This window comes from Mesorhizobium sp. RSR565B, from assembly GCF_054719465.1.
The window spans coordinates 4,053,141-4,074,463 of record NZ_JBTTIE010000001.1; the positions used below are offsets into that span (position 1 = coordinate 4,053,141).

Annotated in this window: 20 protein-coding genes and 1 pseudogene; 12 read left to right on the top strand and 9 right to left on the bottom strand. The window is 58.3% G+C overall.

Going from position 1 to position 21,323, the window contains the following annotated elements; translation table 11 throughout:
• The first annotated feature begins 348 nt into the window (after positions 1-348).
• From ACYG9R_RS19600 to ACYG9R_RS19610, 3 genes are all read left to right on the top strand, one after another.
• Positions 349-1,005, top strand: a complete 657-nt coding sequence (locus tag ACYG9R_RS19600) for a VOC family protein (RefSeq protein WP_050590574.1) — start codon at positions 349-351, stop codon at positions 1,003-1,005.
• 409 nt (positions 1,006-1,414) lie between these two features.
• Positions 1,415-2,707, top strand: coding sequence for an epoxide hydrolase family protein (locus tag ACYG9R_RS19605; RefSeq protein WP_023734865.1), 1,293 nt, complete (start codon positions 1,415-1,417; stop codon positions 2,705-2,707).
• A 138-nt stretch (positions 2,708-2,845) separates the two neighbouring features.
• Positions 2,846-3,898 (top strand): alpha/beta fold hydrolase, encoded by a 1,053-nt coding sequence (locus ACYG9R_RS19610; RefSeq protein WP_023734864.1) that lies wholly within the window; start codon positions 2,846-2,848, stop codon positions 3,896-3,898.
• A 27-nt stretch (positions 3,899-3,925) separates the two neighbouring features.
• Here ACYG9R_RS19610 and ACYG9R_RS19615 read toward each other — a convergent pair whose 3' ends face one another.
• Positions 3,926-5,689, bottom strand: coding sequence for an MOSC and FAD-binding oxidoreductase domain-containing protein (locus tag ACYG9R_RS19615; protein ID WP_023734863.1), 1,764 nt, complete (start codon positions 5,687-5,689; stop codon positions 3,926-3,928).
• 468 nt (positions 5,690-6,157) lie between these two features.
• On the opposite strand from ACYG9R_RS19615, the gene ACYG9R_RS19620 reads away from it, so the two are divergent.
• Positions 6,158-6,883 (top strand): sensor histidine kinase, encoded by a 726-nt coding sequence (locus tag ACYG9R_RS19620; protein ID WP_023734862.1) that lies wholly within the window; start codon positions 6,158-6,160, stop codon positions 6,881-6,883.
• A 152-nt stretch (positions 6,884-7,035) separates the two neighbouring features.
• On the top strand, positions 7,036-8,058 hold the full coding sequence (locus ACYG9R_RS19625; protein ID WP_023825047.1) for an SLAC1 family transporter: 1,023 nt from the start codon (positions 7,036-7,038) through the stop codon (positions 8,056-8,058).
• 1,104 nt (positions 8,059-9,162) lie between these two features.
• On the opposite strand, the gene ACYG9R_RS19630 is transcribed toward ACYG9R_RS19625, so the two are convergent.
• The 3 genes from ACYG9R_RS19630 to ACYG9R_RS19640 all read right to left on the bottom strand — a co-directional run bounded on the left by ACYG9R_RS19630 (position 9,163) and on the right by ACYG9R_RS19640 (position 12,560).
• Entirely contained in the window at positions 9,163-9,555 is a 393-nt protein-coding gene (locus ACYG9R_RS19630) for a GlcG/HbpS family heme-binding protein (RefSeq protein ID WP_023734859.1), read from the bottom strand.
• Between the two features lie 46 nt (positions 9,556-9,601).
• Positions 9,602-10,441 (bottom strand): enoyl-CoA hydratase/isomerase family protein, encoded by an 840-nt coding sequence (locus ACYG9R_RS19635; protein WP_031199880.1) that lies wholly within the window; start codon positions 10,439-10,441, stop codon positions 9,602-9,604.
• Between the two features lie 298 nt (positions 10,442-10,739).
• Positions 10,740-12,560: an ABC transporter ATP-binding protein/permease gene (locus ACYG9R_RS19640; RefSeq protein ID WP_460221842.1), complete on the bottom strand. Its 1,821-nt coding sequence runs from the start codon at positions 12,558-12,560 to the stop codon at positions 10,740-10,742.
• A gap of 509 nt (positions 12,561-13,069) precedes the next feature.
• Between ACYG9R_RS19640 and ACYG9R_RS19645 the strand changes: the two genes are divergently transcribed.
• Positions 13,070-13,585 (top strand): Dps family protein, encoded by a 516-nt coding sequence (locus ACYG9R_RS19645; RefSeq protein WP_023737320.1) that lies wholly within the window; start codon positions 13,070-13,072, stop codon positions 13,583-13,585.
• 189 nt (positions 13,586-13,774) lie between these two features.
• Here the strand turns inward: ACYG9R_RS19645 and ACYG9R_RS19650 are convergent, their stop codons facing one another.
• Positions 13,775-14,668, bottom strand: a complete 894-nt coding sequence (locus tag ACYG9R_RS19650; RefSeq protein ID WP_081726924.1) for a sensor histidine kinase — start codon at positions 14,666-14,668, stop codon at positions 13,775-13,777.
• Between the two features lie 97 nt (positions 14,669-14,765).
• Between ACYG9R_RS19650 and ACYG9R_RS19655 the strand changes: the two genes are divergently transcribed.
• From ACYG9R_RS19655 to ACYG9R_RS19670, 4 genes are all read left to right on the top strand, one after another.
• The gene (locus ACYG9R_RS19655; RefSeq protein WP_023824710.1) at positions 14,766-15,476 is read left to right on the top strand and encodes an SDR family NAD(P)-dependent oxidoreductase; all 711 of its coding nucleotides are present in this window, start codon (positions 14,766-14,768) and stop codon (positions 15,474-15,476) included.
• A gap of 23 nt (positions 15,477-15,499) precedes the next feature.
• The gene (locus ACYG9R_RS19660) at positions 15,500-15,736 is read left to right on the top strand and encodes a tautomerase family protein (RefSeq protein ID WP_023737317.1); all 237 of its coding nucleotides are present in this window, start codon (positions 15,500-15,502) and stop codon (positions 15,734-15,736) included.
• Positions 15,737-15,972: 236 nt separating this feature from the next.
• On the top strand, positions 15,973-16,428 hold the full coding sequence (locus tag ACYG9R_RS19665) for a VOC family protein (RefSeq protein WP_023744399.1): 456 nt from the start codon (positions 15,973-15,975) through the stop codon (positions 16,426-16,428).
• Between the two features lie 684 nt (positions 16,429-17,112).
• A complete protein-coding gene (locus ACYG9R_RS19670) occupies positions 17,113-17,859 on the top strand; it encodes a Crp/Fnr family transcriptional regulator (protein WP_023824711.1) in 747 nt (248 codons plus the stop codon).
• Positions 17,860-18,261: 402 nt separating this feature from the next.
• Here ACYG9R_RS19670 and ACYG9R_RS19675 read toward each other — a convergent pair.
• The 3 genes and pseudogenes from ACYG9R_RS19675 to ACYG9R_RS19685 all read right to left on the bottom strand — a co-directional run bounded on the left by ACYG9R_RS19675 (position 18,262) and on the right by ACYG9R_RS19685 (position 19,207).
• Positions 18,262-18,546 (bottom strand): annotated as a pseudogene (locus ACYG9R_RS19675) (PilZ domain-containing protein).
• Between the two features lie 188 nt (positions 18,547-18,734).
• Positions 18,735-18,977 (bottom strand): DUF982 domain-containing protein, encoded by a 243-nt coding sequence (locus ACYG9R_RS19680; protein ID WP_023669677.1) that lies wholly within the window; start codon positions 18,975-18,977, stop codon positions 18,735-18,737.
• Complete coding sequence (locus tag ACYG9R_RS19685; RefSeq protein WP_023737312.1) at positions 18,977-19,207, bottom strand: hypothetical protein; 231 nt, start codon at positions 19,205-19,207, stop codon at positions 18,977-18,979. The genes ACYG9R_RS19680 and ACYG9R_RS19685 overlap by 1 nt, the downstream gene beginning before the upstream one ends.
• A gap of 191 nt (positions 19,208-19,398) precedes the next feature.
• Here ACYG9R_RS19685 and ACYG9R_RS19690 point away from each other — a divergent pair, with 191 nt between their 5' ends.
• A complete protein-coding gene (locus ACYG9R_RS19690; protein ID WP_245260103.1) occupies positions 19,399-19,731 on the top strand; it encodes a VOC family protein in 333 nt (110 codons plus the stop codon).
• A 171-nt stretch (positions 19,732-19,902) separates the two neighbouring features.
• Here ACYG9R_RS19690 and ACYG9R_RS19695 read toward each other — a convergent pair whose 3' ends face one another.
• The gene (locus ACYG9R_RS19695) at positions 19,903-20,820 is read right to left on the bottom strand and encodes an NADP-dependent oxidoreductase (RefSeq protein ID WP_023824712.1); all 918 of its coding nucleotides are present in this window, start codon (positions 20,818-20,820) and stop codon (positions 19,903-19,905) included.
• Positions 20,821-21,064: 244 nt separating this feature from the next.
• Between ACYG9R_RS19695 and ACYG9R_RS19700 the strand changes: the two genes are divergently transcribed.
• The gene (locus ACYG9R_RS19700) at positions 21,065-21,274 is read left to right on the top strand and encodes a DUF3072 domain-containing protein (protein ID WP_023737206.1); all 210 of its coding nucleotides are present in this window, start codon (positions 21,065-21,067) and stop codon (positions 21,272-21,274) included.
• The last annotated feature ends 49 nt before the right edge of the window (positions 21,275-21,323 follow it).

Consider the following 21,323-nt stretch of genomic DNA (forward strand, 5'->3'; position numbering starts at 1 on the left):
ATTCAGTAGGTGGCGCACGTGTCCGGAGATAGGTCCTTGATTTTCCATCGGGAGCAAATGAGGCCGAAGCTTATGCCAAGGAGATCATTGTTGCCTGCAGAGCGCGAGTTCCTGGCGGCGTTGGCGACGGTGGGGATCGTCGGCGCCCCTCCCGGAACGCTGAAGGCGTGGATCCAAGACGATTCTCAGCGAGCGGGCGAGGGCCGTGGCGAGGTGGCTGCTCGATCCAGTCATTGTGTACAGTGGAACGCCAACCACCGATACCATCGGGTAATTGATGGGGTCGCGTTGCTCTGCTCTCGTGTTGGCACTGGGGGGAGTGTTGCCGCCGAACCGATGGAGCTTGATATGAGCGATGATGTAGAGCGCACCGATGCAGTCAAGAAGCGCCAGGAATTGCCGGCGGTCGATATGAAGCTTGAGGTCGTTGTCATTCCTGTTTCGGATGTCGACCGGGCTAAGCGGTTTTACGGCGACCTGGGTTGGAGGCTCGATGCCGACATTGCCGTCGGTGACGCATTTCGGGTTGTCCAGTTCACGCCTCCCGGCTCGCCAAGTTCGATCCACTTCGGTATCGGCCTCACGTCCGCCGTGCCCGGTTCCGTACAGGGGCTCTATCTCGTCGTCTCCGATATCGAAGCGGCGCACGCCGAACTCGCGGCTCGCGGGGTCGATGCGAGCGAAGTGTCATATCGTACAGGGCCTGGACAGCCGACGATCAAAGGGAGGGATCCTGAGCGGCGAACCTACAACTCCTTTACTTCGTTCAAGGATCCCGACGGCAATGGGTGGCTGTTACAGGAAATCACCACAAGACTCCCGGGACGCGTCGATGGCGACACGACGTTTGCCTCGCCAGCCAAGCTTGCAGCTGCGCTCCGACGCGCGGCAGAAGCCCATGGGGAGCATGAGAAGCGGAGGGGCGGACAGAGGGACGACAGCTGGCCCGATTGGTACGCCGAGTACATTGTAGCGGAGCAGACCGGCAAACCGCTGCCGGCCTGAGTGCTGCCATACTCGTACACGCCGGCGCAAGAAGGATAACGCCCACGGTGCATCGGACGAGTTTGTGTTGTGGGAATCGTCGAAGTTCGTGGGTATCAGGGTAGTAATTAGTGCGGTGCGCGGCGTTGTTCGAGCAGGTGAAGCACAACGCAAAATTCGTCGACAAGCACACCCAGCCCGAGGATTGTTCGACAACGGCTTGACGGCCATTGGAGGATTTCGGCCGATGTCCAGCAGGTGCGCTTTCTAACCACGCAGTACCTGACGATTCTGGATGACGTGACAGCGCGTATTTGGCGCTTGATCCAACCAGCGAAAGTATCGCCGATACCATCGTTCTATAGATTTTTGCACCTTGGATAAAGACCTTGTAATTATTGTGTGGATAGACGTGAACCAGGAGGATTTAATGTCAGCGACGTCGTTATCACCAACTCGTCGCGATGTCGTTGTTGCGGTCGCTGCGGTTGGAGCTGTCAATCTGGCGCCAAGAGTGTTGCGGGCAGCTGCTAGCGAAGAATCCATCCGTCCGTTCAATATCCACGTTCCGACATGGGCGCTTGCAGATCTTCGCAGGCGTATCAAAGCCGTAAGGTGGCCGGAACGGGAGACCGTCGATGATCGTTCGCAGGGCGTCCAACTGGCGAAGCTTCAGGCCCTCGTTGAGTATTGGGGCAGCCGTTATGACTGGCGCAGGGTGGAGGCAAAACTGAACAAGTTGCCGCAATTCATCACCAGCGTGGACGGAGTGGATATCCAATTTGCGCACATTCGCTCACAGCATGACGGGGCACTACCCCTGCTTATGACGCACGGCTGGCCTGGCTCGATTATAGAGCTCTTGAAGGTCATCGGTCCGCTGACTAATCCTACTGCGCACGGGGGGAGGATCGAAGATGCTTTTCACCTCGTTCTTCCAACCATGCCGGGGTACGGCTTCTCGGGTAAGCCAACTGCCACTGGTTGGGCTCCGGCGCGGACGGCTGCCGCGTTTCATGAGTTGATGCTCCGGCTGGAATACACCGAGTACGTGTCGCAGGGAGGCGATTGGGGTGCGATTGTCTCGCAGTTGTTGGCTGTTCAGGCTCCGAAAGGTCTTCTCGGTATTCACGTTAATATGCCAAGTACTGTACCGCCGGGCATTCTTCGGCATCTCCGCAATTTCGACCCGGCGCCGGCCGAATTATCGGATCGGGAGAAGAACGCCTACGATCGGCTGCTGCACTTCTATCGCGATGGCTTTGGCTACGCGGCGATAATGAATCAGAGCCCCCAAACCATCGGCTATGCCCTCTCCGATTCTCCCGTCGCAATGGCAGCTTACTTTTACGACAAGTTCTCTGAGTGGACGGATAGCGACGGAGAGCCAGAACGGATCTTCACCCACAACGAGATGCTGGATGCCATCTCTTTCTATTGGTTTACCAACTCGGGAGCTTCATCATCGCGAACGTATTGGGAAAGCTCGCAAGCAGGCGGTGGCCCGTTTGACGCGTTTGACATCCCAAAGGTCCCTGTGGCGGTCACCGTGTATCCGGCCGAGATCTACCGCGCACCACGGAGTTGGGGCGAGAGAAGCTTCCGCAACCTCATTTATTGGAATGAAGTGGACAGAGGGGGCCATTTCGCGGCGTGGGAGCAGCCTTACGTCTTCACTGCCGAGCTCAGAGAGGCGTTCAGATCGTTACGCCGATCAATCTGAGGCGAAAGAGGCGATCCTCCCCCCATCGCCTTCGCCCAGTAGCGCGGCCGGGTCGCCCCTCCACCCGGCCGCGCGTTTGAGTTGCAGGGGGCAAGAAGACACGGATCATTTCCCTGAAGGAGGCTAACAATGAATGACGTGCCCCAACAAATTGACCACAATCGCCGTCGCCTACTCGGGACGGCTGTTGCGGCTATGACTGCGTTAGAGCTCGGGACAGGTAGTCCCGCCGCGGCGAGATCCTCTGTCGATCACACAAGCAAGGGTCTCGCGACCAAAGCGACACAACAGTTGCTGGATTCTTTGAGGCAGATCGACGCCGGAATGCTTAACATGGGATACGCGGATATGGGATCGCGAACCGGCGCGCCGGTGGTCCTCCTCCATGGCTGGCCATACGACATCCAGACTTATGCCGGTGTGGCGCCTTTGTTGGCTGCCGAGGGGTATCGCGTGATCGTTCCGTATCTGCGCGGATACGGCACAACGCGGTTCCTTTCGGACAGTACGATGCGCAACGGTCAGCAGTCGGCAGTTGCCCTGGACGTCGTTGCACTGATGGATGCGCTCGGTATTGAACGGGCAACTATTGCCGGCTGTGACTGGGGCGCCCGAACGGCAAATATAATGGCAGCCCTATGGCCGGAACGGTGCAAGGCTATGGTCTCGGTGAGCGGCTATCTGATCGGCAGTCAACAGGCCGGGAGGCAGCCGTTGCCACCGAGCGCGGAATTGCAATGGTGGTATCAGTACTACTTTGCGACCGATCGCGGGCAGGCTGGCTATCGGAAATTTACCCGCGATTTCGCAAAGCTGATCTGGCGTCTCGCCTCGCCGCGATGGGATTTCGACGATGCGACTTTCGACCGTAGCGCGGTCGCCTTTGACAATCCCGATCATGTGGCGATTGTGATACATAATTACCGTTGGCGTCTAGGCCTCGCCGAGGGCGAACCTCAATATGATAACCTGGAGAAGCGGCTTGCGCAGGCGCCCGTCATCACCGTTCCTACAATCACGCTGGAGGGCGACGCTAATGGCGCGCCTCACCCTGAAGCCAGCGCCTACGCGAAGATGTTCTCAGGAAGGTACTCTCACCGCCTGATCACGGGCGGCGTAGGGCACAATTTACCGCAGGAAGCGCCGCGGGCTTTCGCCGATGCAGTAATCCAGGTCAGTGCGGGCACATGACGGTCCGACAAGTCCTGTCTGACTACCTTAGAGATCAAGGACGACGTCCCCAGTAGGCTGGGAACAGCAGATCAAGGTGGTGCTGCTTGTCGGCGGCTCAATTGGATCAGGCTGAAAAGCGACTGTTCCAGCCACGAGCCCGGTCTGACAAATGTGACAAACCCCCGTGCGGCACGACCATCGCGTGGGGACGTCGCACGCTTCAGCAAGTTCAAGCAGACTCTTGAATCCTGACCCCCAATGGACGCTCAAGCCACTGCGTGCGAACGAAACTAGAGGGCCCGTGCCGGCGGATTCCGCAGGTGGATGGGGCGGCCGCCCTGGGGATGTAGTAATACCTGGTGTACTCGAAGGACGCGGGCCGAACAGCTCCGTATGGATTGCATCTGCGGCGACACCCCAGTCTGCAAGCGCTGCGCCGAGGTCGCCCATAAACGCAGATGGCCCGCAGAGATAGAAGGTGCCATGGCGCGGAACATCGAGTTGTTGAAGCACCTCGATGTTCAAGTGTCCGGCGGAATCAAAATCCGAACCTTGCCTGTCCTCGCGATCAGGCGCGCTGTAGCTTACATGGCTGTGGCTGCGGGGCAGGTCTTTCAGCAAGTCTCGAACCTCTTGGGCAAAAGCATGTTCGTGGCCACATCGAGCTCCGTGGAGCCACCAGACTTCCCTTGTCGAACCCGTTGCCGCCAACGCATGGAGCATCGCAATCACGGGCGTCGAACCCACCCCGGCACTTAGAAGCACGATTGGACCGTTGCCTGGGCGTAGAGTGAAGCTGCCGCGTGGTGCGCTGATCTCCAGCACGTCTCCGACTTCAACCCGGTCATCAATGTAGGCACTCGCCACACCTTGTATTTCCCGCTTTACGCTTATTCGGTAGTAGGGCTCACCGGGTTCACCCGACAAAGAATAACTGCGCATAATGGCCGGGGCGTCGGGCGTCATTTGCAGGCGCAGTACGACAAACTGCCCAGGAAGCGCCGCTGCGAGGCGAGGTCCATCAACGGGCTCTAAGACCAGTGACATCACACTGATGCTCTCGCGGATCTTGTGCATCACGCGCAGCGGGCGAAATCCCGTCCACGCAGGAGGTGATTCCGACATGGGATCAAGCCCGGCATTGCGTCTCGTGGCATCACGGTCCTTGCTTTGTGCGAGCAATGCCCGGAAGGATCCCTGCCAGCCTTCGCTTAGCGCGGGGATGCGCAATGCTCGCTCGATTTGGCTGCGAGGGTGACTGGGCAAATATAGCAAGGCATTGACCTCCGACACGGTCATTTGCTCAGGGCCGCTCGCGACCTGGACGATCTCGTCTCCAGCCTCGACCTGGCCTTCTTCCAGGACGCGCAGATAGAAGCCGGGCCTGGCTCGCGCAACCAGCAGCGCAGCCATACGCGGCTCATTCATGCGAATACCGATCCGGTAGCAAGTGACGCGCGGTTGGGTCACTTCGAACAAGGCGCTCCCAATCCGGTAGCGATCGCCAATGCACACATCATGGTCCGGCAGGCCATCGACTGTGAAGTTCTCGCCAAACTGTCCGTAGGAAAAATTATTGCGGCCCAGCTCGCGTTGCCAATACTGATAGGATTCGGATTGGTAGACCAAAACGGCCCGCTGTTCGCCGCCGTGCCCCACCATGTCTCCCTGCTTGTCGCCATCGACGTTGAGCCGTCGTACCTGGCGTGGGCCCTGAACGGATGTTTTCCAGACTGCAGTATCAACTGTCCTTCCGCTCCAAGGAACGCCACGCGGCAAACCCACATTGACCGACAGCAAGCGAGCCATCCCTGCGTCCTTTCTGCCAGCCACCACCAGCCAGTTGCGCTCGGGTAAGCCCTGATCGGGGGATACTTAGCGTCAGCGCCCACCAATGCAAACTAGCACGTCGGGCCACCGAATCGATCGACACCAAAGTATCGGGAATACCATCGTTCAATATATCCGGACTTTGACCGCTGTCAGTAATCTATTAGTTGAACGCTTTTGATTGGCATATGTACAGGTATCGAGATCGGACGACGCAAGGGACTGTCATCTCGAGTTCTCAACCGGTTCCATCAATCCTCCACTGACGTAACGATGTCATCATCTGTCTGGCTGCTGGCGCGGGATTGTATGCGGGAGCTGTGTGAAACAAACGGCGAGGAGAGCGCTCCTGGGATTCAGTTGGTTTGTCCTCGATCACGATACGCAGTGATTATGCTTGGTTCCTGAACGTAAGCGAATGTTGAATCGAACAAGCGGAGAAGTCGGATGTCGAGCCTGCAAGTAGATAATAGTATATTTGAAGGGCATCGGAACATTCCGCAAGGGCGCCTGGCCCTGCAGATGTCCACCGCCGGCGTCGTCCATGACCTCGGTAATCTCATTCAAGTCGCGTCATCCGCGTTAAACCACCTGGGCAGAGACCCTAACATCGCAACGGCTCCAGGCGCAGGGATGGTGATTGCTGGCGCCAAGACCGCTCTCGAAAAGGCGGGTTGTCTCGTCAGGCAGACCATTAGGACAGCTAGAGAGATTGAAGAGGTAGTATCCCATGCGAATGTGGGCATCTGCTTGGCCGACGTCGAAGCTCTTGTACGTAGCGCGTGGGATGAAAACCTCCGTGTGGAGGTTTGCATCGACCCCGACCTTCCTTTGGTAAGGTGCGATCGAGCCGGGCTGCAAAATGCCGTCCTGAATCTTCTGCTCAATGCGCGCGATGCGATGCCCGACGGCGGCTTGATATCAGTTCACGCCATGGTGTCGGGAAATCCCAGGGAGGTGAATGTTCGGGTTGAAGACCGAGGAATTGGGATGACGAGCGAGACGATGGTGCGAGCATTTGATCTCTTCTTCACGACCAAAGGCGAGGGGTTGGGTGGAGTTGGATTGCCGATGGTCAAACGTTTCGTTGAAGATTCGGGTGGAAGCATCGATCTAGCAAGCATCCTCGGGTCAGGCACAGTCGTGACGCTGAAATTGCCGGCGATGCGTTAGCGACCTAAGGCGTAGGGTGTGCATTCAGCTGCCCATGTCCTTTGATTGGATGGCTCTGCGATTTTGGGGCAGGCTCGTGAGGATGCAATATTAAAGAGTGGTTCGAATCGGAAGGCGTTGCGAAAGTGACTGGACCGCATTCCAAGGGAAAGGTGGCGCTAGAGCACCAGGCCTTGATTCATCTCCCGACGGAGCGATCTCCAATAGCTCGGTTTCCCGCCTCGTTTTTTTCTATCGGCCTCGGGACAAGTTCGTTCTCCATAATGTGGCAGGTCGCGCATCAACTGTGGGCGGTCCCCAAAGGAATTGCTGTGGCGTCCGTGGTATTGGCCATGTGCATATGGACAGCTCTTTTGACGCTTTACGCTTTGAAGTTGTGGTTGGCCCCATTGGCCGTACGAGCTGAGCTCGCGGATCCTGTTCAGAGTTGCTTCCCTGGTCTGGTGGGTGTCGGGATGATGCTAACTGCGGTAAGCGTGTTGCCGTTCGACGCGACGGTAGCCACCATTCTGATATGCATCGGTGGAGTGCTCGCGATTGGATTTGGGTTTTGGCACTCGCAAAAGATCTGGAAACACGCAATTGCTCTATCGGACGCGACACCCGCCTTATATCTGCCTGTAGCCGCAGCGTCGTTCGTCCTTAGCATTGGCCTGTCGGCATTTGGGCAATTTGAGTGGGCCCAACTGGCTTTAGGCGCTGGGCTCTTCTCGTGGCTTACAATCGATTCCGTCTTGTTCCGTCGTCTCTATTTTGGCGAACCGCTCGGACATCACATTAGGCCGACCCTTGGCGTACAGCTCGCCCCTCCAGCGGTTTGTTCGCTAGCTTATGTCAACTCGTCGGCTACATCCGGAGATGTCTTTGTTCACTGTCTCATCGGTTACGCAATCCTGCAGGCCATTCTTCTTGCCGGCTTGCTTCCACGGATCATGGACCGCTTTTCCGCCGGTCTATGGAGCGTCAGCTTCGGCGCCACGGCGTTGGCGACAACGATTGAAAAATTGGCCGTTCGTGGCGACGCTGGTTTGGCTGGCATTTTGGCTGTTCCCATTTTTACGGCCGCAAACCTGCTGATTATATGGCTGGTTGTTAGGACAATAATTTTAGCCATGACAGGCTCATTATTGCCGTCACTTCCGGACGGGCAAGTACAGCATCCTGCATCTCGCTGAAGGGAGGCTACTTCCAGCGAAAAGCAGTTCCAGCAGGATGTGCAGCCTTGATCGCCGTGATCTTCCGGGAGCCAAGGACCAGGGGCACCCGGCTGCCAACCTTCGCCGAGAGATGGTCGCGCTGCACGATCCGGTCGGCCGCCGCGAGGCGCGCAAGCGGGCGTCTGGTATGTTGCAACATGTACCAGACTTCCGACGCTGATCCCGCGTCGACAGCTATATGCACCAGATAGCAGGCGATATATGCGTCAGCGCGTTATGATACCCATTGCGCTTGTGAAGTTGTCTTTGCTTGTCCCTGATGAGCGAGCCGTTATGCTCGACGCACGATCCAGGCGCAAATCCTCGATCTGCTGAGCTACCGGAGCGATGGCGAGATGCTCGAGCCTCTGCCGATGCTAGTTCATTGAAACGAGCGGCGTCAGCCTGACCTGTTGAACTGAGGACAGTCCGGCGTTGCCGCCGTCCGAGCTAATTCTCCGTAGAACTTCGAAGGCGACTTGGTGAACTCGGCAACGAAAATGCTTTTTGGTTGCAGCAGAATGCCTGCGCCGAGCAACAAGCTCAACAAAACCGCTATTTATCGCCGCAGCCTGAGCCAGCGTCGTGATTGCCTCGACTTATAGCAACTCGGTCTGCTAGCCACCCAACGGCGGAGCGGAAAAGGCGTCCGCAGCCCGCCTTGTTCTACGCCTTTGTAAGCTGGGCCGCGTCGTCGAAAACGCCATGTTCCCGGCAATCATCATATTCAAAAAGGCATATGTAGTGGACGGCCCGCCGGTCGATAACAATCGTGCCCCGGGGATGTTTCTCAAAGCAAGGTTCAGCAAATCTTCCGCAGCAGACTGCTGGCGAGCAACCCATGAACTCGCCGTCGTACGTGTCCGAGAGACGCTGTGTACCTCGGTCAAAGTGCATGGCCTGGTGCGCTTGTCGATCATGACGTTAGCCACAAGACCGCTCCGACCAATATTTTGTGACAGGACGCAGGACCGCTATGGAAATCTCGGCTACTGCTCTCCCCCCACACCGATGTTCGGTTGGGCTCCAAGGTGATCCCGTCGCCCCTAGCCGAGGGTTCTGGCGAATTTGGCCGAAGCGCAGTTAGCGGACACTAGCTTCCACAATCCAAACATCCTCTTCTGCAGTGCCGCCGCTAACGCCGACACCTGCATACACATTTCCATGCTCGTCGAGCAGCGGAACACCTCCACCCATAGGGCAAAAGCGCCCCCCGCCGACTGTGGGCAACGCGTATAGCGATTGGCCCGGCTGTACGAGCGGCAGGATGTCCGCCGTGCGAAGGCGTACCAGTGCCGAAGTATACGCCTTGCGCTCGGAAATCTCGAGCGCGAAGACAGGCGCGCCGTTCATCCGGTGTTGGAGAACCAGATTGCCGTGAACATCGATAATACATACGGCGACAGGGACGTTGACCTTTGTCGCTTCTGCCTCCACACGTTCGGCAACCGACTTCGCTTTCGTGAGCAGATCCATGGAATGATCCTTATCGTTGAGGGGACGCCGTCGCATCGACTGCGGTCTATCGCTGAGGCAGCTCGCCCAGGTGAAAAGCCAGCCGATTCTCGACATCTCCCGGCGACTGGAAGCCCTTGGCGGTCAGCGACTTGATGCCTTCCTGAGCGGCGGGTCGGCTTAGCGAAGCTATGCAGGCTTCCCATCCTGCGCCCAGCTCTACATCCGACGGAAGACTGGTATTGACCAAACGCTTGGTTTGCCCGATGGCCCATTTGTCGAACCTCGAAATCCGAGTGGCGAGCGCATCAACGTACGCGTCGAGCTCTGCGTCCGGCAGGGCTTTGTTCACGTAGCCATACGCCTCAGCCTGTTCTCCACGGATGTCCTCGGAGGTCAACAGAACCTCCATGGCGCGATTGCGACCGATCAGGTGAGGCAGGCGAGCCATCGGTCCGCCGCCGGCGACCATACCCACGCCAACCTCCCACTGGGAAATGATGGCCTTTTCCTTACTGGCGAAAGCCATATCGCAGGAAAGGGTGATTTCGCTCCCGTTGCCCGTAGCGCGGCCCCGGATGAGGGCGATCGAGGCCACCGGCGCGCGCGTCAGCCGCACAAGAAAATCCGGCCAGGGCGGCAGGCCCGTCGGTCCCGGCGGCAGCGCGAGCATATCCTCGATCCGCGCCTTGAAGTCTGAATGGTTGAGGAAGTATCCCTCGACGCTACTGTCGAACACCACCACCCGAAGATCTTCGTCAGCCTCAATGGCGTCAATCAGATGGGTGAACTCTTTCACCATCTGTGGACCCATGACGTTGAGCGGGGCATTGTCGAATGTGACTCGCCAATAGGTGGGCGTCCGGCGTGTCAGGCGAATCTGCGGGGTGGTTGTCGTGGTGTCCACTGGAAGCTCCTTGGATGTTTACCTGCTCGGTGCCTCGAAGATGATGCATTGGGTGCTGGCCCGCGATTGGACGAACGTGTCGCCAAGACCATGGTGTCGGTCTGGCAGGGCGGGCCCATCGCTCGGTGATCAAACGGGCACGACCCTCAATCGCGCTGCGAACCTCTGATCTGCAGGTCCCCTGCAGGATAAGCGCTGCATCAAGTGAACTGCGTAGTCATCGCGCAAAATATGGACGTGAGGGACGCTGTCCAACCGGACAGGCGATGGTACCACCCGATGCGATCTGAATATCGATCTATTGCTCGCGGCGGACGGCAGCCGGCTCCGGATCAATGGCGCCGGCCCTGACACGAACAGGTTTCAGCGGCTTGGCACCGGTGTCGTTGACGATTGTCAGGCCACGCGGAAAGAACCGGTTGTGATGCTGGCCGCGCCCGATATTGATGATCGCGGCTCCCTTCAGATGCTTTTCCAGCATCGTCAGCACGCGCCTCAGCGAGGGTCCGTCGAACGCATCCATCGCTTCGTCGATGATCACCCACTTCGGCTGCCGCAACGCGAGCCTGGTCACGCCCAGCAGGCGCTGTTCGTCATCGGCCAACTCATGGTCCCAGCGTCCCACGCGGTCGAGTGACGATGACAGCCGTTCAAGACCAACCTCGGTCAGCACGGCCGAAATGTCGGCATCGCTGGCGGGCGCATGCCCATTCGCGTGATTGAGCACCTCTCGCAACGTGCCGGCCGGCAAATACGGAACACGCGGCACGAAGATGAGAGTTTCTCCAGCCGGCAGGCCGATTTTCCCGCTGCCCCAGGGCCAAAGGCCGGCAATGGCGCGGAAGAACAATGTCTTGCCGGCGCCTGGGTCGCCGGTGATCATGACGCGCTCACCGGGATGGATCTCGACATGGCTGTCTGAAAGTTTGGTGCAGCCCTCCGGCGAGGCCACTTGGAGCTTCTCGAAGGTCAGGCTGCCATTGGCGTTATCGCCGAATTCGATGCGCTTTTCCTTGTCGTGCAACACATCGGTTTCATCGAGCGCAATGCGGAAGTCGGCAACGCGCATCAGCGTGGCGCGCCAGTCGGCGATGCCGCCGATATTGTTGATGAACCAGCGCAGCGACGAGTGCACCTGGTTGAAGGCGCCGACCGCCATCATCAACCCGCCAAAGCTGATATCGCCTGAAAAATAGACCGGCGATGCCACAAGGATCGGCGCCACCACGGTGATCCAGCCATAGGTATCGGTCACCCAGGAAAGGTTGATCTGCGCTTTGTAGATGTTTCGCATCGCGCCCAGCACCGTGCCAAGGTCGATTTCGAGCCGTCTCTTGGCATCGGCTTCGCCGTGATAGAGCGCGATGGCGTCGACATTCTCGTTGACGCGCACCATCCCGGAACGCAGCTCGGCCTCGCGGGTGTAGCGGTCGCTGTTGAGGCGGATCAGCGGCCGCCCGACCAGCCAGCTCAGCCAGGAGGCGATGCCGGCATAGAGGAACGCGGCCCAGACCATGTAGCCCGGTATCGCCAGCGACCAGCCGTTGATGTGGAAGACGAAGCCCGACGAGAGTTGCCAAAGCACGCCGACGAACGACACCAGCAGGATGAAGGATTGCAGCAGGCCGACGCCGAGGTCCGTCGACAGATCGGACAGATGCGCGGCATCCTGCTGCATGCGCTGGTCGGGATTGACGCCGATGGCGCCGGCATTGGCGAGCCGGAAGGCCCGCGCCGGCCGCATCCATTGGTCGATCAGGTCGAGCGTCAGCGCCTCGCGCAGCTTCAGCCGGATCATCTGGTTGAGCCAGGTCTGAGCGATGTTGAGCAGGAGCAGCGTGCCGGCAATCACGGCAAAGATCATCAGCTGATGCAGGAAGGCCGCCATGTCGCGACGCGCCAGCGCATCGTAGAAAGGCTGGTTCCAGCGGTTGAGCAGAACCTGGCCGATCGACGTGGCGACGATGACCGCCATGATGCCGACCGACGTCCAGACCAGCCACTTGAACACCGGTGAGCCTATCAGCGCCCGTTTGATCGTCGCCACCTGATCGCGCAGGCTGCTGGCATCGACGGTTACCGGCTGAGCGGTGGCGGACTTGTCCGGTTGATCAGCCATGCACGAGGTCCTTGCGTTCAGAAGCGTTGCTGAAACCAGATGGAGATACCTGAAGGCATCCGCCGCTCAAACGGACCGCGAATACACTCGCCGCAGAGAGGCCGGGAACGGGCCCAACCCCAGTTTCCATCATGACGACGAGGACTTCATCGAGCGACGCGATGCTACGACGCGTCGTGCTTGGCCCAAGCGGTATCGGCGACAGGTCTTCGTCATTTGGACATCGGTTTAACGACGCGTACACGATGCCGGTACTGTCCGACACCGTCCATAGCACCTAGGTGTCGGCAAGCAGCTTGAGCTTAACCAAATACGGTAGTTTTTTACGGGGTTTGACGGTGAAGGCGGCCAAATCCTCCTTGCGCCAATTCACGCTTGAAGCCCAAAGTACGATGCGTAGCGTCCCTACGATCGTCCGACACCTTCGTCTGATTGGATCAGAACACGGCATTTCCTATGTGGTTTGTCGAAACGGCGCCGGTGCGCGGCCTATAGAGGGAAGTTGAAAAATGACGCAACAGTTGAGCAAGACAGCCGGTTCGGATCGCTTCCTTCGCACTCCGACAGACCTTGGTTCCGAGGCAACCCGCGACATCGCTGCCGGCCTGGCCGGTCTGCTTGCTGACGTGTTCGCCTTGTATCTTAAGACCAAGAATTTCCACTGGCACATGAGTGGTCCGAATTTCCGGGACTATCATCTCTTGCTCGACGAGCATGGCGACCAGATTTTCGCGATGACCGACGCGATCGCGGAGCGTGCGCGTAAGATCGGCGGAACCACGATCCGTTCGATCTCCGATATCGCGGGACGCCAACGGATCCTCGACAACAACGCCGACTATGTTGATCCCCAGGACATGCTCTCAGAGCTTCATGGCGACAACAAGCAGTTGGTTGCGGAGCTGCGTCGTGTCCATGAGCTGTGCGATAGCTATTCGGACATTGCCACCGCGAGCCTGATCGAAGGATGGATCGACGAAAGCGAACGGCGCAGCTGGTTTCTCTACGAGGTTTGCCGCGCGTGAGCGGAACGTGGGCAAGGTGGCGGATGAGATCCTGCACGCCCGAAAAAAGCACCGGCAAGGATCGCGCACTCCGTTCCGCCGGTCGGGTAGCATGGATCCGTATCGACTCTGCCGCGTGAAACCGGCTCGCCCTCTGCTTGACTCCGATAGGGGACCCAGACCGCGCGATAGCAGTCTCGGGTGCAGAAGCTAGGGCGCTATCAGAGGGAAACGCACACCCACGATCGATCCACGCGGGGTGAATTTCCATTGCACCGAGCCCCCAATTTCCGCCGTCAGCGCGTGTATCAACCACCGCCCTCTTTCTTCTGGCCGATGATAGGCCGCGCATCCGTCGTCGCAGACAACACAACAGACACTGTTGCCACTCCTGTTCAGTGAGACACGGATTGAACCAGGGCTATCCCCTAGGCCGTGCCGTGCTGCGTTCCGGACCAACTCGGAGACGATCAGACCGACCGGCCAGCACCGCGCGGCGTCAAGCCGGATTTCGTCCGTTGCAACAGTCAGCTGAATGCTCCGCTCGCCAAGGGAGGCACGTGAAAGGCTGTGACACAGCTTCCCAACATGATCACCGAGGTCGATGTATCCCTCAGTGATGGGCACGAGAAGCGATTGATGCGCCTCTGCCATCGCCCGCAGACGATCCGCTGCGCGCCTTAACGCCAGCGTAGCCTCTCCGCTGGACGAGGCCAGCGACAGAATCGCTATCGCTTCGCCATATTCGTTGATTACCCGATGGCTAATCTCTTCGACAAGATGCCACGCCAGCGGCTGGCACGATGCCGATGATGGATTCGCACGTCCTGTTAGCATGACCAGATCCTCCGCTAACATCGCCGCACCTCGGAAGCACCGTTCGCGATGTTTCGGAAAATGACAGCAGACCGCGCCGAAACATTCTATTGGGCCAAGGTGTCGGCAATACTTAAGACGGACACACCCCCCTGTGGATGGGCATCGGAGTATTGGCGAGCAGTGCTCGTCCCAGTCAAAAATGCCCGGCGCTGTGGAGACGCCACCCGCCCGCAAAGCGGGTAGGTCGCTGTATAAACCCCGATACCTAAGTATATGCGATACCATTGGACGATGGTTGCCGGGCCATACTGCAGATACGTGTTACCTGGAAAATGACGGGACGCAGTCTGGTTGTTAGTGGTCAGTATCGCCGAGGTCTGTCATGGAAACTGGTCGTAAAGTCGTTGTCATCACCGGCGGGTCGCAGGGCATTGGCGCGGCGTTGGTTGAGGCGTATCTCGGCCGAAATTACCGCGTTGTCGCTACCTCTCGATCTATCAAATCTTCCGATAGCTCGGACTTGCTCACGATCTCGGGTGACATCGGCAACCCGGCGACGGGACCGAGGGTGATCGAGGAAACACTGCAGCGTTTCGGGCGGGTCGACACGCTGATAAACAACGCCGGAGTTTTCCTTGCCAGCAGTTTCACGCATTACACCGCGGAGGATTATGCCCGCGCCGTTGCTACCAATCTGACCGGTTTCTTTTTCGCCACCCAGGCCGCGATCGCCGCAATGGAACGTCAAGCGGGCGGCCATGTCGTCAACATCACAACCAGCTTGGTGAAGCAGGCCAGTTCGAAGGTGCCATCGGTGCTTGCTTCGCTGACCAAGGGCGGAGCTGACGCCGCGACCCGTAGTTTGGCGATCGAATATGCCCGCAGCGGAATCCGGGTGAACGCCGTGTCTCCGGGCGTCATCAGGACGCCGATGCATGCGCCAGAGACGTACGAGAGGCTGGCGGCCTTGCATCCACTGGGTCGGCTGGGTGAGATTTCCGATATCGTCGGAGCGGTCCTCTACCTGGAGGATGCCGCTTTCGTGACCGGAGAAACGCTTCATGTCGACGGCGGCCAGAGCGCTGGCCACTGAGCCATCAGTCAAGGGAGGTTCTTATGCCTATTGTCACCGTCCAGCTCACCCGCGAAGGCATCGAGCCTGGTGTGGATCATGTAACTGTGGAGCAGAAAGCAGCCATCTACAAGGGCGTGAGCGAGGTGCTGCTCGACGTCCTCGGGAAGCCGCTGGACTGGACCTGGGTAGTGTTTGAGGAAGTGGAGATGGAGAATTGGGGTTGGGGCGGGATGCCCGTCGCGGAATACCGCAAGTTGCTGGCCGCGAAGGGCGTTTGAGCCCTGATAGCCTTTCCTGAAAAACATGCTGGGGGTTCAGGTGGGATAGTTTCGTTTTCGACGTAAGCAGCCATGCTGTGTGACGCCGTGGAGGTGGAATGCCGTGTACGTCGCCGGCGTCGGCTAAGAGACGGATCATACAAAAGGCCAACTAAAACCCGTGTCGGCGGAGCGCTATTGAAATCTGTTCTCGCGGGCCATGGCGGATCGCGAAGACCTCGAAATAGGAGTCGCGGATGACGGAAGTACGAGTTGAGGATGAAATCTATGCAATGCCCCCGCAGCATGGCTTCACCGTCGCGCATTTTCTGACCGTCGCCGACATCGAACGCTCAGCTCGATTCTATGAGATGGTCTTCGGAGGACGCATTCTTAGCCTGGGCGATAGCAGCGGCGCGCCGGGATATATCCGCATCGCCAATACCTGGCTCATCGTCAACATCGGCGGCGGCCCCACACCTGACAAACCGTCGGTGACGCTCGGCGTTCCCCCAGATCCCGATTCACTCAGCAGCTTCATGAACATCCGCGTTGCTGATATTCATTACTGCTATCGACGTTGGCAAGGTCGGGGCGCTGAGTTCATCACGGAACCGATGGAAAAGTACGGCGAAACTCGCTGTTACATTCGCGATCCAGACGGCTACATCATCGAAGTGGGTCAGAGTAAGCCGCATGTCGTTTACGGTTAAGCCCTAGAAGGACGTATACCTTCTACTCGAGCCAGGCCTCGGTCTCCGCTAAGATGCTGAGCGGGTCATGCCGGAAATCTGGACGAGCGCCGTTCGGTAGATATTTTCGGGAGATCGCCTGGAAGGTTTCGGGCTATGCTCGCACAAGAAGTTCCATAGGTCGGCCGACATGATAGGTCGGAGACGCCGGGGATCGGTCTGCGCACAGCGAGCTTCCCGATGTCGGCCGTGCGCGTGAACAAAACCGACGTATCCCGGATGAATGGCTCGTCCGGAAAAGAGCAGAACCGCTGTCCTTCGGTGCGCAACGCGGCGAGCATTCCATCGCGCTCGCCGCGGACTAATTATCCAAGCGTGCCTAGTACGGGCTTTTGTCACTGATTTATGCTACAGGCGTGCTACTTTTTTAAAGAAATAGACCAATAAAATCAGCGCTTAGGCGAAGGCGCGCTGCGTCTCTTCGGGCGCGCCACTCTTCAAGCAAGTGCTTGAAATCGCTTAAAGCGTTGATTTTACTGCTACTGATCCGCACGCGTGCTACTTTCGCGTGCAAAAGGATTGAGGACAGCTGAACCCCAGCCCCGCCTGCATAGTCGACGCACCGACCATTGGCCGTCGTCTCCTCTGGGCAGCGGGAACATTAGCGCCAACTAAAAGTTGGGAGCAAACCCGAACAGGTTTTTGATGGCACATGGTCCGTCTTTCAACATCTTGATCCGCAAGCTCCAAGCCATCTCGGAACTCGCAGAATCAGACATTGCGATCTTGGGGAACATCTCGATTCAGGAGAAGAAATACCAGGCCAATGAAGACATTTTGCGGGAGGGCGAGAAGCCGAACCTTTCCTTCGTCGTTCTTGAGGGCTTGATAGGGTCGACCAAACTAACCGGGGAGGGCAAGCGTCAGATCTCCTCCTTTTTTGTTCCGGGCGACATTCCCGACCTGCATGGTTTGCATTTGTCGGTCATGGATTGCACTTTCACCCCTCTCATGCCCTCTCGAGTGGGCTTCATGCGGCACGACGATCTTCGCGCCATTTGCAAACAGCACTCTTCGATAACGAGAGTGTTTTGGCGCTCCACTGTGATCGATGCGGCGATCTATCGAGAGTGGGTCACCAACGTCGGAAGGCGCGACGCCTACTCTCGTATGGCTCACATTCTTTGCGAACTTATTGTCCGCCTTCGCTCGGTCGGTCGCATTGAAGATCATGTGGCCTATCTCCCCATAACGCAGGCTGCACTTGGCGACGCACTAGGCCTCTCCTCTGTGCACGTGAACCGAGTGCTTCAGGACCTTCGACGCGACGGTCTGATATCTACCCTTGGCTCGCGTTTTCATGCGCCCGACTGGGCAGGGCTCGTTCGCGCCGCAGATTTTGACTCTACCTATCTGCATCATAAGGCTGCGCAGACGGGTGCCGGTTTCTGAGAATGCTGGGTCGCTCATGATGCATTGAGCCAACCCCTCGCGATCCTTGAAACCGAATCTGCTGTAGAACCCGCATTCCAACAGGAATGTCGATCACTGCTTGAGAACTGGACCGCAGACTTACCTAGTGGACGGCATGGCTTCCCAAAGCTACGACCTGAGGAAGGAACCCGCCGAAAGCTGGACGGTGTTTGACGTCTTCACTGGGTACCCCCGCAGGCGCGTGAGCGTCTGGCTAACTATCTGGACGAGGAATATTCCCGTGATCTTCAGCCTTCTGACCATGTCGACCTGAAGCGAAGGTTCGCCGGGGGGTAACCTCTAAAGTATGACTGCCATGGAACACGTGTGGAGCGCCGGAGAATGTCCAAATTCCCGAGTCTGTGCATCCCGGGCATAGGCTTAGCCATAGTGGAGACGCGGCTTTGGCACGTTCCTATAAATTGAACCCCGATTAGGTCGTTCCTGCGCCACCGCAGAACTGCTTGGTAGGCAACGCCGTCGGTCGGCACGTAAAGCACGAACCGCTCGGGGACACGCGATTCCACCGGGACTTTGAGTTCAGCTCCGCCACTGTTTTGGTTCCGAATGGTGCAACTGATCTCGGAGTTTGTGATTCCGCCGATGATTGAGGCGCCTTTCAGCACCCCGCTGCCTTCGTTCGCGGCGATGCTCTTCATCAACCATGTGACCTCCATCGGTCGCCCCCGGCCCTATCCTACGCCCACGGGCGAACAGCTGTCCATCTAGGTCGTCGCTCGGTGGTGTCTCACTTTGAAATTTGACGGAGACGGACGGCAAAGATATCCGTTGCGCTGGTGAATTTGCGCACCGCCAACGCGAACAGACCCGAATGGTCTCGCCGTATAGCGATTTTAATCCGGCAGTAGCATCTCCTCTTCATCTGCTGCGGCTTCGAACAGCAGCCGGAAATCGTTACCCGGCATTTTGCCATCCATCGCAGATAGGCAAGCCTCGGCCGCCAGCCTCCACTTGGGGCCACGATTGGACCACTTTAGGAGCTCCTCGGCGGCGGCATCAACCCGGTTGACGCCAAGGCGAAGTCCCGGGCGCTCGGTCTTCACATAAACTGGAGGGTTGAACCAACGGTGGGGCATCACGCCTCTCGAACGTCAAAGGCGATGAACAGTCCCCAAGCTGAGGCTGCACGAACGATCATTTCGACCAACTGGCAGTCAGTCTCACGAAGATCATGGCCGCGCTCGCGCACCGCTGCAATGGTCGCCTTGACGGAAATTGTGTTGCCCGGTTGAGAACCCAACAGGACCTCGCGGACCAGCTCCTTGGCCGTTTGCTGCGTAGGCCGAACAGGTGCTTGAATGTCCATCCCATCCTCCCAGAGAGATAGAACCTCAATCAGCTATTCTGTGGGTCACTTTCCGAAAAAGGCAAGAGCCGGAAACGTACAAAGCAGGTTCCCGCAAACACCGCATTTCGGAACGGAATCCACCCTTGCCCATTTATTGGCGGAGCCAATTTGCACGAAGGATGTGAATGCAAACCCAAGGAGTTTACGCCGTGCTCGCCACGGCAAGGATGGAGAAAGCGGAGGAGTTCTATACCCGGCTTTTCGAGCGGAGGCCTGATGATCGTCCCATGGACGGGTTGATCCAATGGCGCAACGTCGCAGGCGCGAACTTGCAAATCTTCCATGATAAGGAAAATGCTGGGTCCGGCAGACTGACTATTGTGGTCCCCAAAATGGACAAAGCCCGGAGGTCGCTTGAAGAAAGTGGCGTAATGCTCACACGTGAATCGGAGGGTGATTACGGAAAGATTGCCCAGATCGCAGACCCTGACGGCAATCGTATCACTCTTGCAGAGCCCCCATCGCGGCCTTTCAACACGTGAAGGATTCGACCTCCTCTGTTTGGCAAACCAGCTCATCGGGTTACGATGGACGACCCCAATTCCTCGCCCGGCTACAATGACTACATCCCGCGAAAGGCGCTGTTTTGCACCTCACCGTGTCAGCTGCCGACGCGGCCATAAGGAGAGAGGACCCGCCTCCGCCCCAAATTCTCACGGACGAACGCGGACAACCGTCTTTCCTGCACGTCGGTCGGTTGAGTTGAAGGTGCCGATGGCATCATCCAAGCTCGAAACCTTGCCAATGTTCGTCCGCAGTCGTCCATCGCGGATCCGCTGCACTATCTCAGAAAGCTGGGGGCGATCAGCCTCGACGACGAAGTCAACGGTCAGGCCATCGGCAGGTCGAATGTCCGTTGGTCCAACGACTGTGACAAGGATACCTCCGGCCCGGACGAGCGTTGCGGATCGCTTCTGGAAATCGCCGCCGATGACATCGAACACCAGATCGACGCCGCCTACATCTTCAAGCGTGTCTTTTGCGAGGTCGAGGAATTCATTTGCACCGAAGTCGAGCGCTTTCTGGCGGTCGGCGGCCCGCCCGGTGCCGATCACATAGGCTCCAGCCTCCCTGGCAAGCTGCGCCACCATCGAACCGACGGCACCGGCAGCGCCATGCGCGAGAACGCTCTGCCCGGCCTTGATGCGGCCATGCTGAAACAGCCCCTGCCATGCGGTTAGGCCGGAGATCGGCAGGCTAGCGCCCACCGTAAAGTCGACATCGCCGGGCAGCGGCGCGAGGTTACGGGCCTCCATGGCAACATACTCGGCGAGGGTGCCGTCGCGATGCCAGTCCGCGAGGCCGAACACCCGCTGACCGATAGAAAGCCCTGTGGTGCCGTAGCCGAGCGCAGTGACCACACCAGCCAGTTCGTGGCCCAGGATCGAAGAGGTCCGGTCACGGAAGGCTCGATCGGCCCACGTCGAGGGCCACTCCAGTTCGGTGTTGACGAATCCTGCCGCATGAACCTGTACGACCACGTCGTTAATTGCCGCCTGAGGCTCGGGCAGCTCCACCAACTTCATCCCGGCCGTTCCTGCAGTCTGGTCCGTCGCTACGATTGCTTTCATGGGGATTGTCTCCTCACCGTTGGGGTAAATTGCGGGCGCGGAGGATCTTTCGATGTCTCGCGCAGAGTTGGCGTCGGGTTCATCGTTGGCGACCGCGAGCGGAAGCTAAGCAATCTCGTCGGATTCTTCCAGCACGGGTAACTTGCAGTCGTGAACACCTATGCCCTCGCAATTTCACACACTTCAAGCATGTGGAACAAAAGCAGATCAAATACGTTGTGCCGTTCCCAACACGGAGAGCGTCATGCAAACTTCACCCCGAGCCAAAAGCGAAACTATCAGCAAGGATCCTGACGAATGGACGACTGGTGACGAGCCAATGACTCCGTCGCAAGCTTCCTACTTGAAAACATTATGTGAGCAGGCGGGCGACGACAGAAGCTACGCTGAAGATCTAAGCAAAGCCGAGGCCTCGAAGCGAATCGACGCGCTAAGGAGTGAGCTCAAGCTCTAAAGGCGCTGGGAGACCTACGACAGGTTGAAGGTCGCCAGTTTCGCGGTAT

Coding starts and splice junctions, on each gene's coding strand:
- ACYG9R_RS19600 (WP_050590574.1), top strand. CDS start 349: ATGAGCGATGATGTAGAGCGCACCGATGCAGTCAAGAAGCGCCAGGAA.
- ACYG9R_RS19605 (WP_023734865.1), top strand. CDS start 1,415: ATGTCAGCGACGTCGTTATCACCAACTCGTCGCGATGTCGTTGTTGCG.
- ACYG9R_RS19615 (WP_023734863.1), bottom strand. CDS start 5,689: ATGGCTCGCTTGCTGTCGGTCAATGTGGGTTTGCCGCGTGGCGTTCCT.
- ACYG9R_RS19620 (WP_023734862.1), top strand. CDS start 6,158: ATGTCGAGCCTGCAAGTAGATAATAGTATATTTGAAGGGCATCGGAAC.
- ACYG9R_RS19630 (WP_023734859.1), bottom strand. CDS start 9,555: ATGGATCTGCTCACGAAAGCGAAGTCGGTTGCCGAACGTGTGGAGGCA.
- ACYG9R_RS19640 (WP_460221842.1), bottom strand. CDS start 12,560: ATGGCTGATCAACCGGACAAGTCCGCCACCGCTCAGCCGGTAACCGTC.
- ACYG9R_RS19645 (WP_023737320.1), top strand. CDS start 13,070: ATGACGCAACAGTTGAGCAAGACAGCCGGTTCGGATCGCTTCCTTCGC.
- ACYG9R_RS19650 (WP_081726924.1), bottom strand. CDS start 14,668: ATGGTATCGCATATACTTAGGTATCGGGGTTTATACAGCGACCTACCC.
- ACYG9R_RS19655 (WP_023824710.1), top strand. CDS start 14,766: ATGGAAACTGGTCGTAAAGTCGTTGTCATCACCGGCGGGTCGCAGGGC.
- ACYG9R_RS19660 (WP_023737317.1), top strand. CDS start 15,500: ATGCCTATTGTCACCGTCCAGCTCACCCGCGAAGGCATCGAGCCTGGT.
- ACYG9R_RS19665 (WP_023744399.1), top strand. CDS start 15,973: ATGACGGAAGTACGAGTTGAGGATGAAATCTATGCAATGCCCCCGCAG.
- ACYG9R_RS19670 (WP_023824711.1), top strand. CDS start 17,113: ATGGCACATGGTCCGTCTTTCAACATCTTGATCCGCAAGCTCCAAGCC.
- ACYG9R_RS19680 (WP_023669677.1), bottom strand. CDS start 18,977: ATGCCCCACCGTTGGTTCAACCCTCCAGTTTATGTGAAGACCGAGCGC.
- ACYG9R_RS19685 (WP_023737312.1), bottom strand. CDS start 19,207: ATGGACATTCAAGCACCTGTTCGGCCTACGCAGCAAACGGCCAAGGAG.
- ACYG9R_RS19695 (WP_023824712.1), bottom strand. CDS start 20,820: ATGAAAGCAATCGTAGCGACGGACCAGACTGCAGGAACGGCCGGGATG.
- ACYG9R_RS19700 (WP_023737206.1), top strand. CDS start 21,065: ATGCAAACTTCACCCCGAGCCAAAAGCGAAACTATCAGCAAGGATCCT.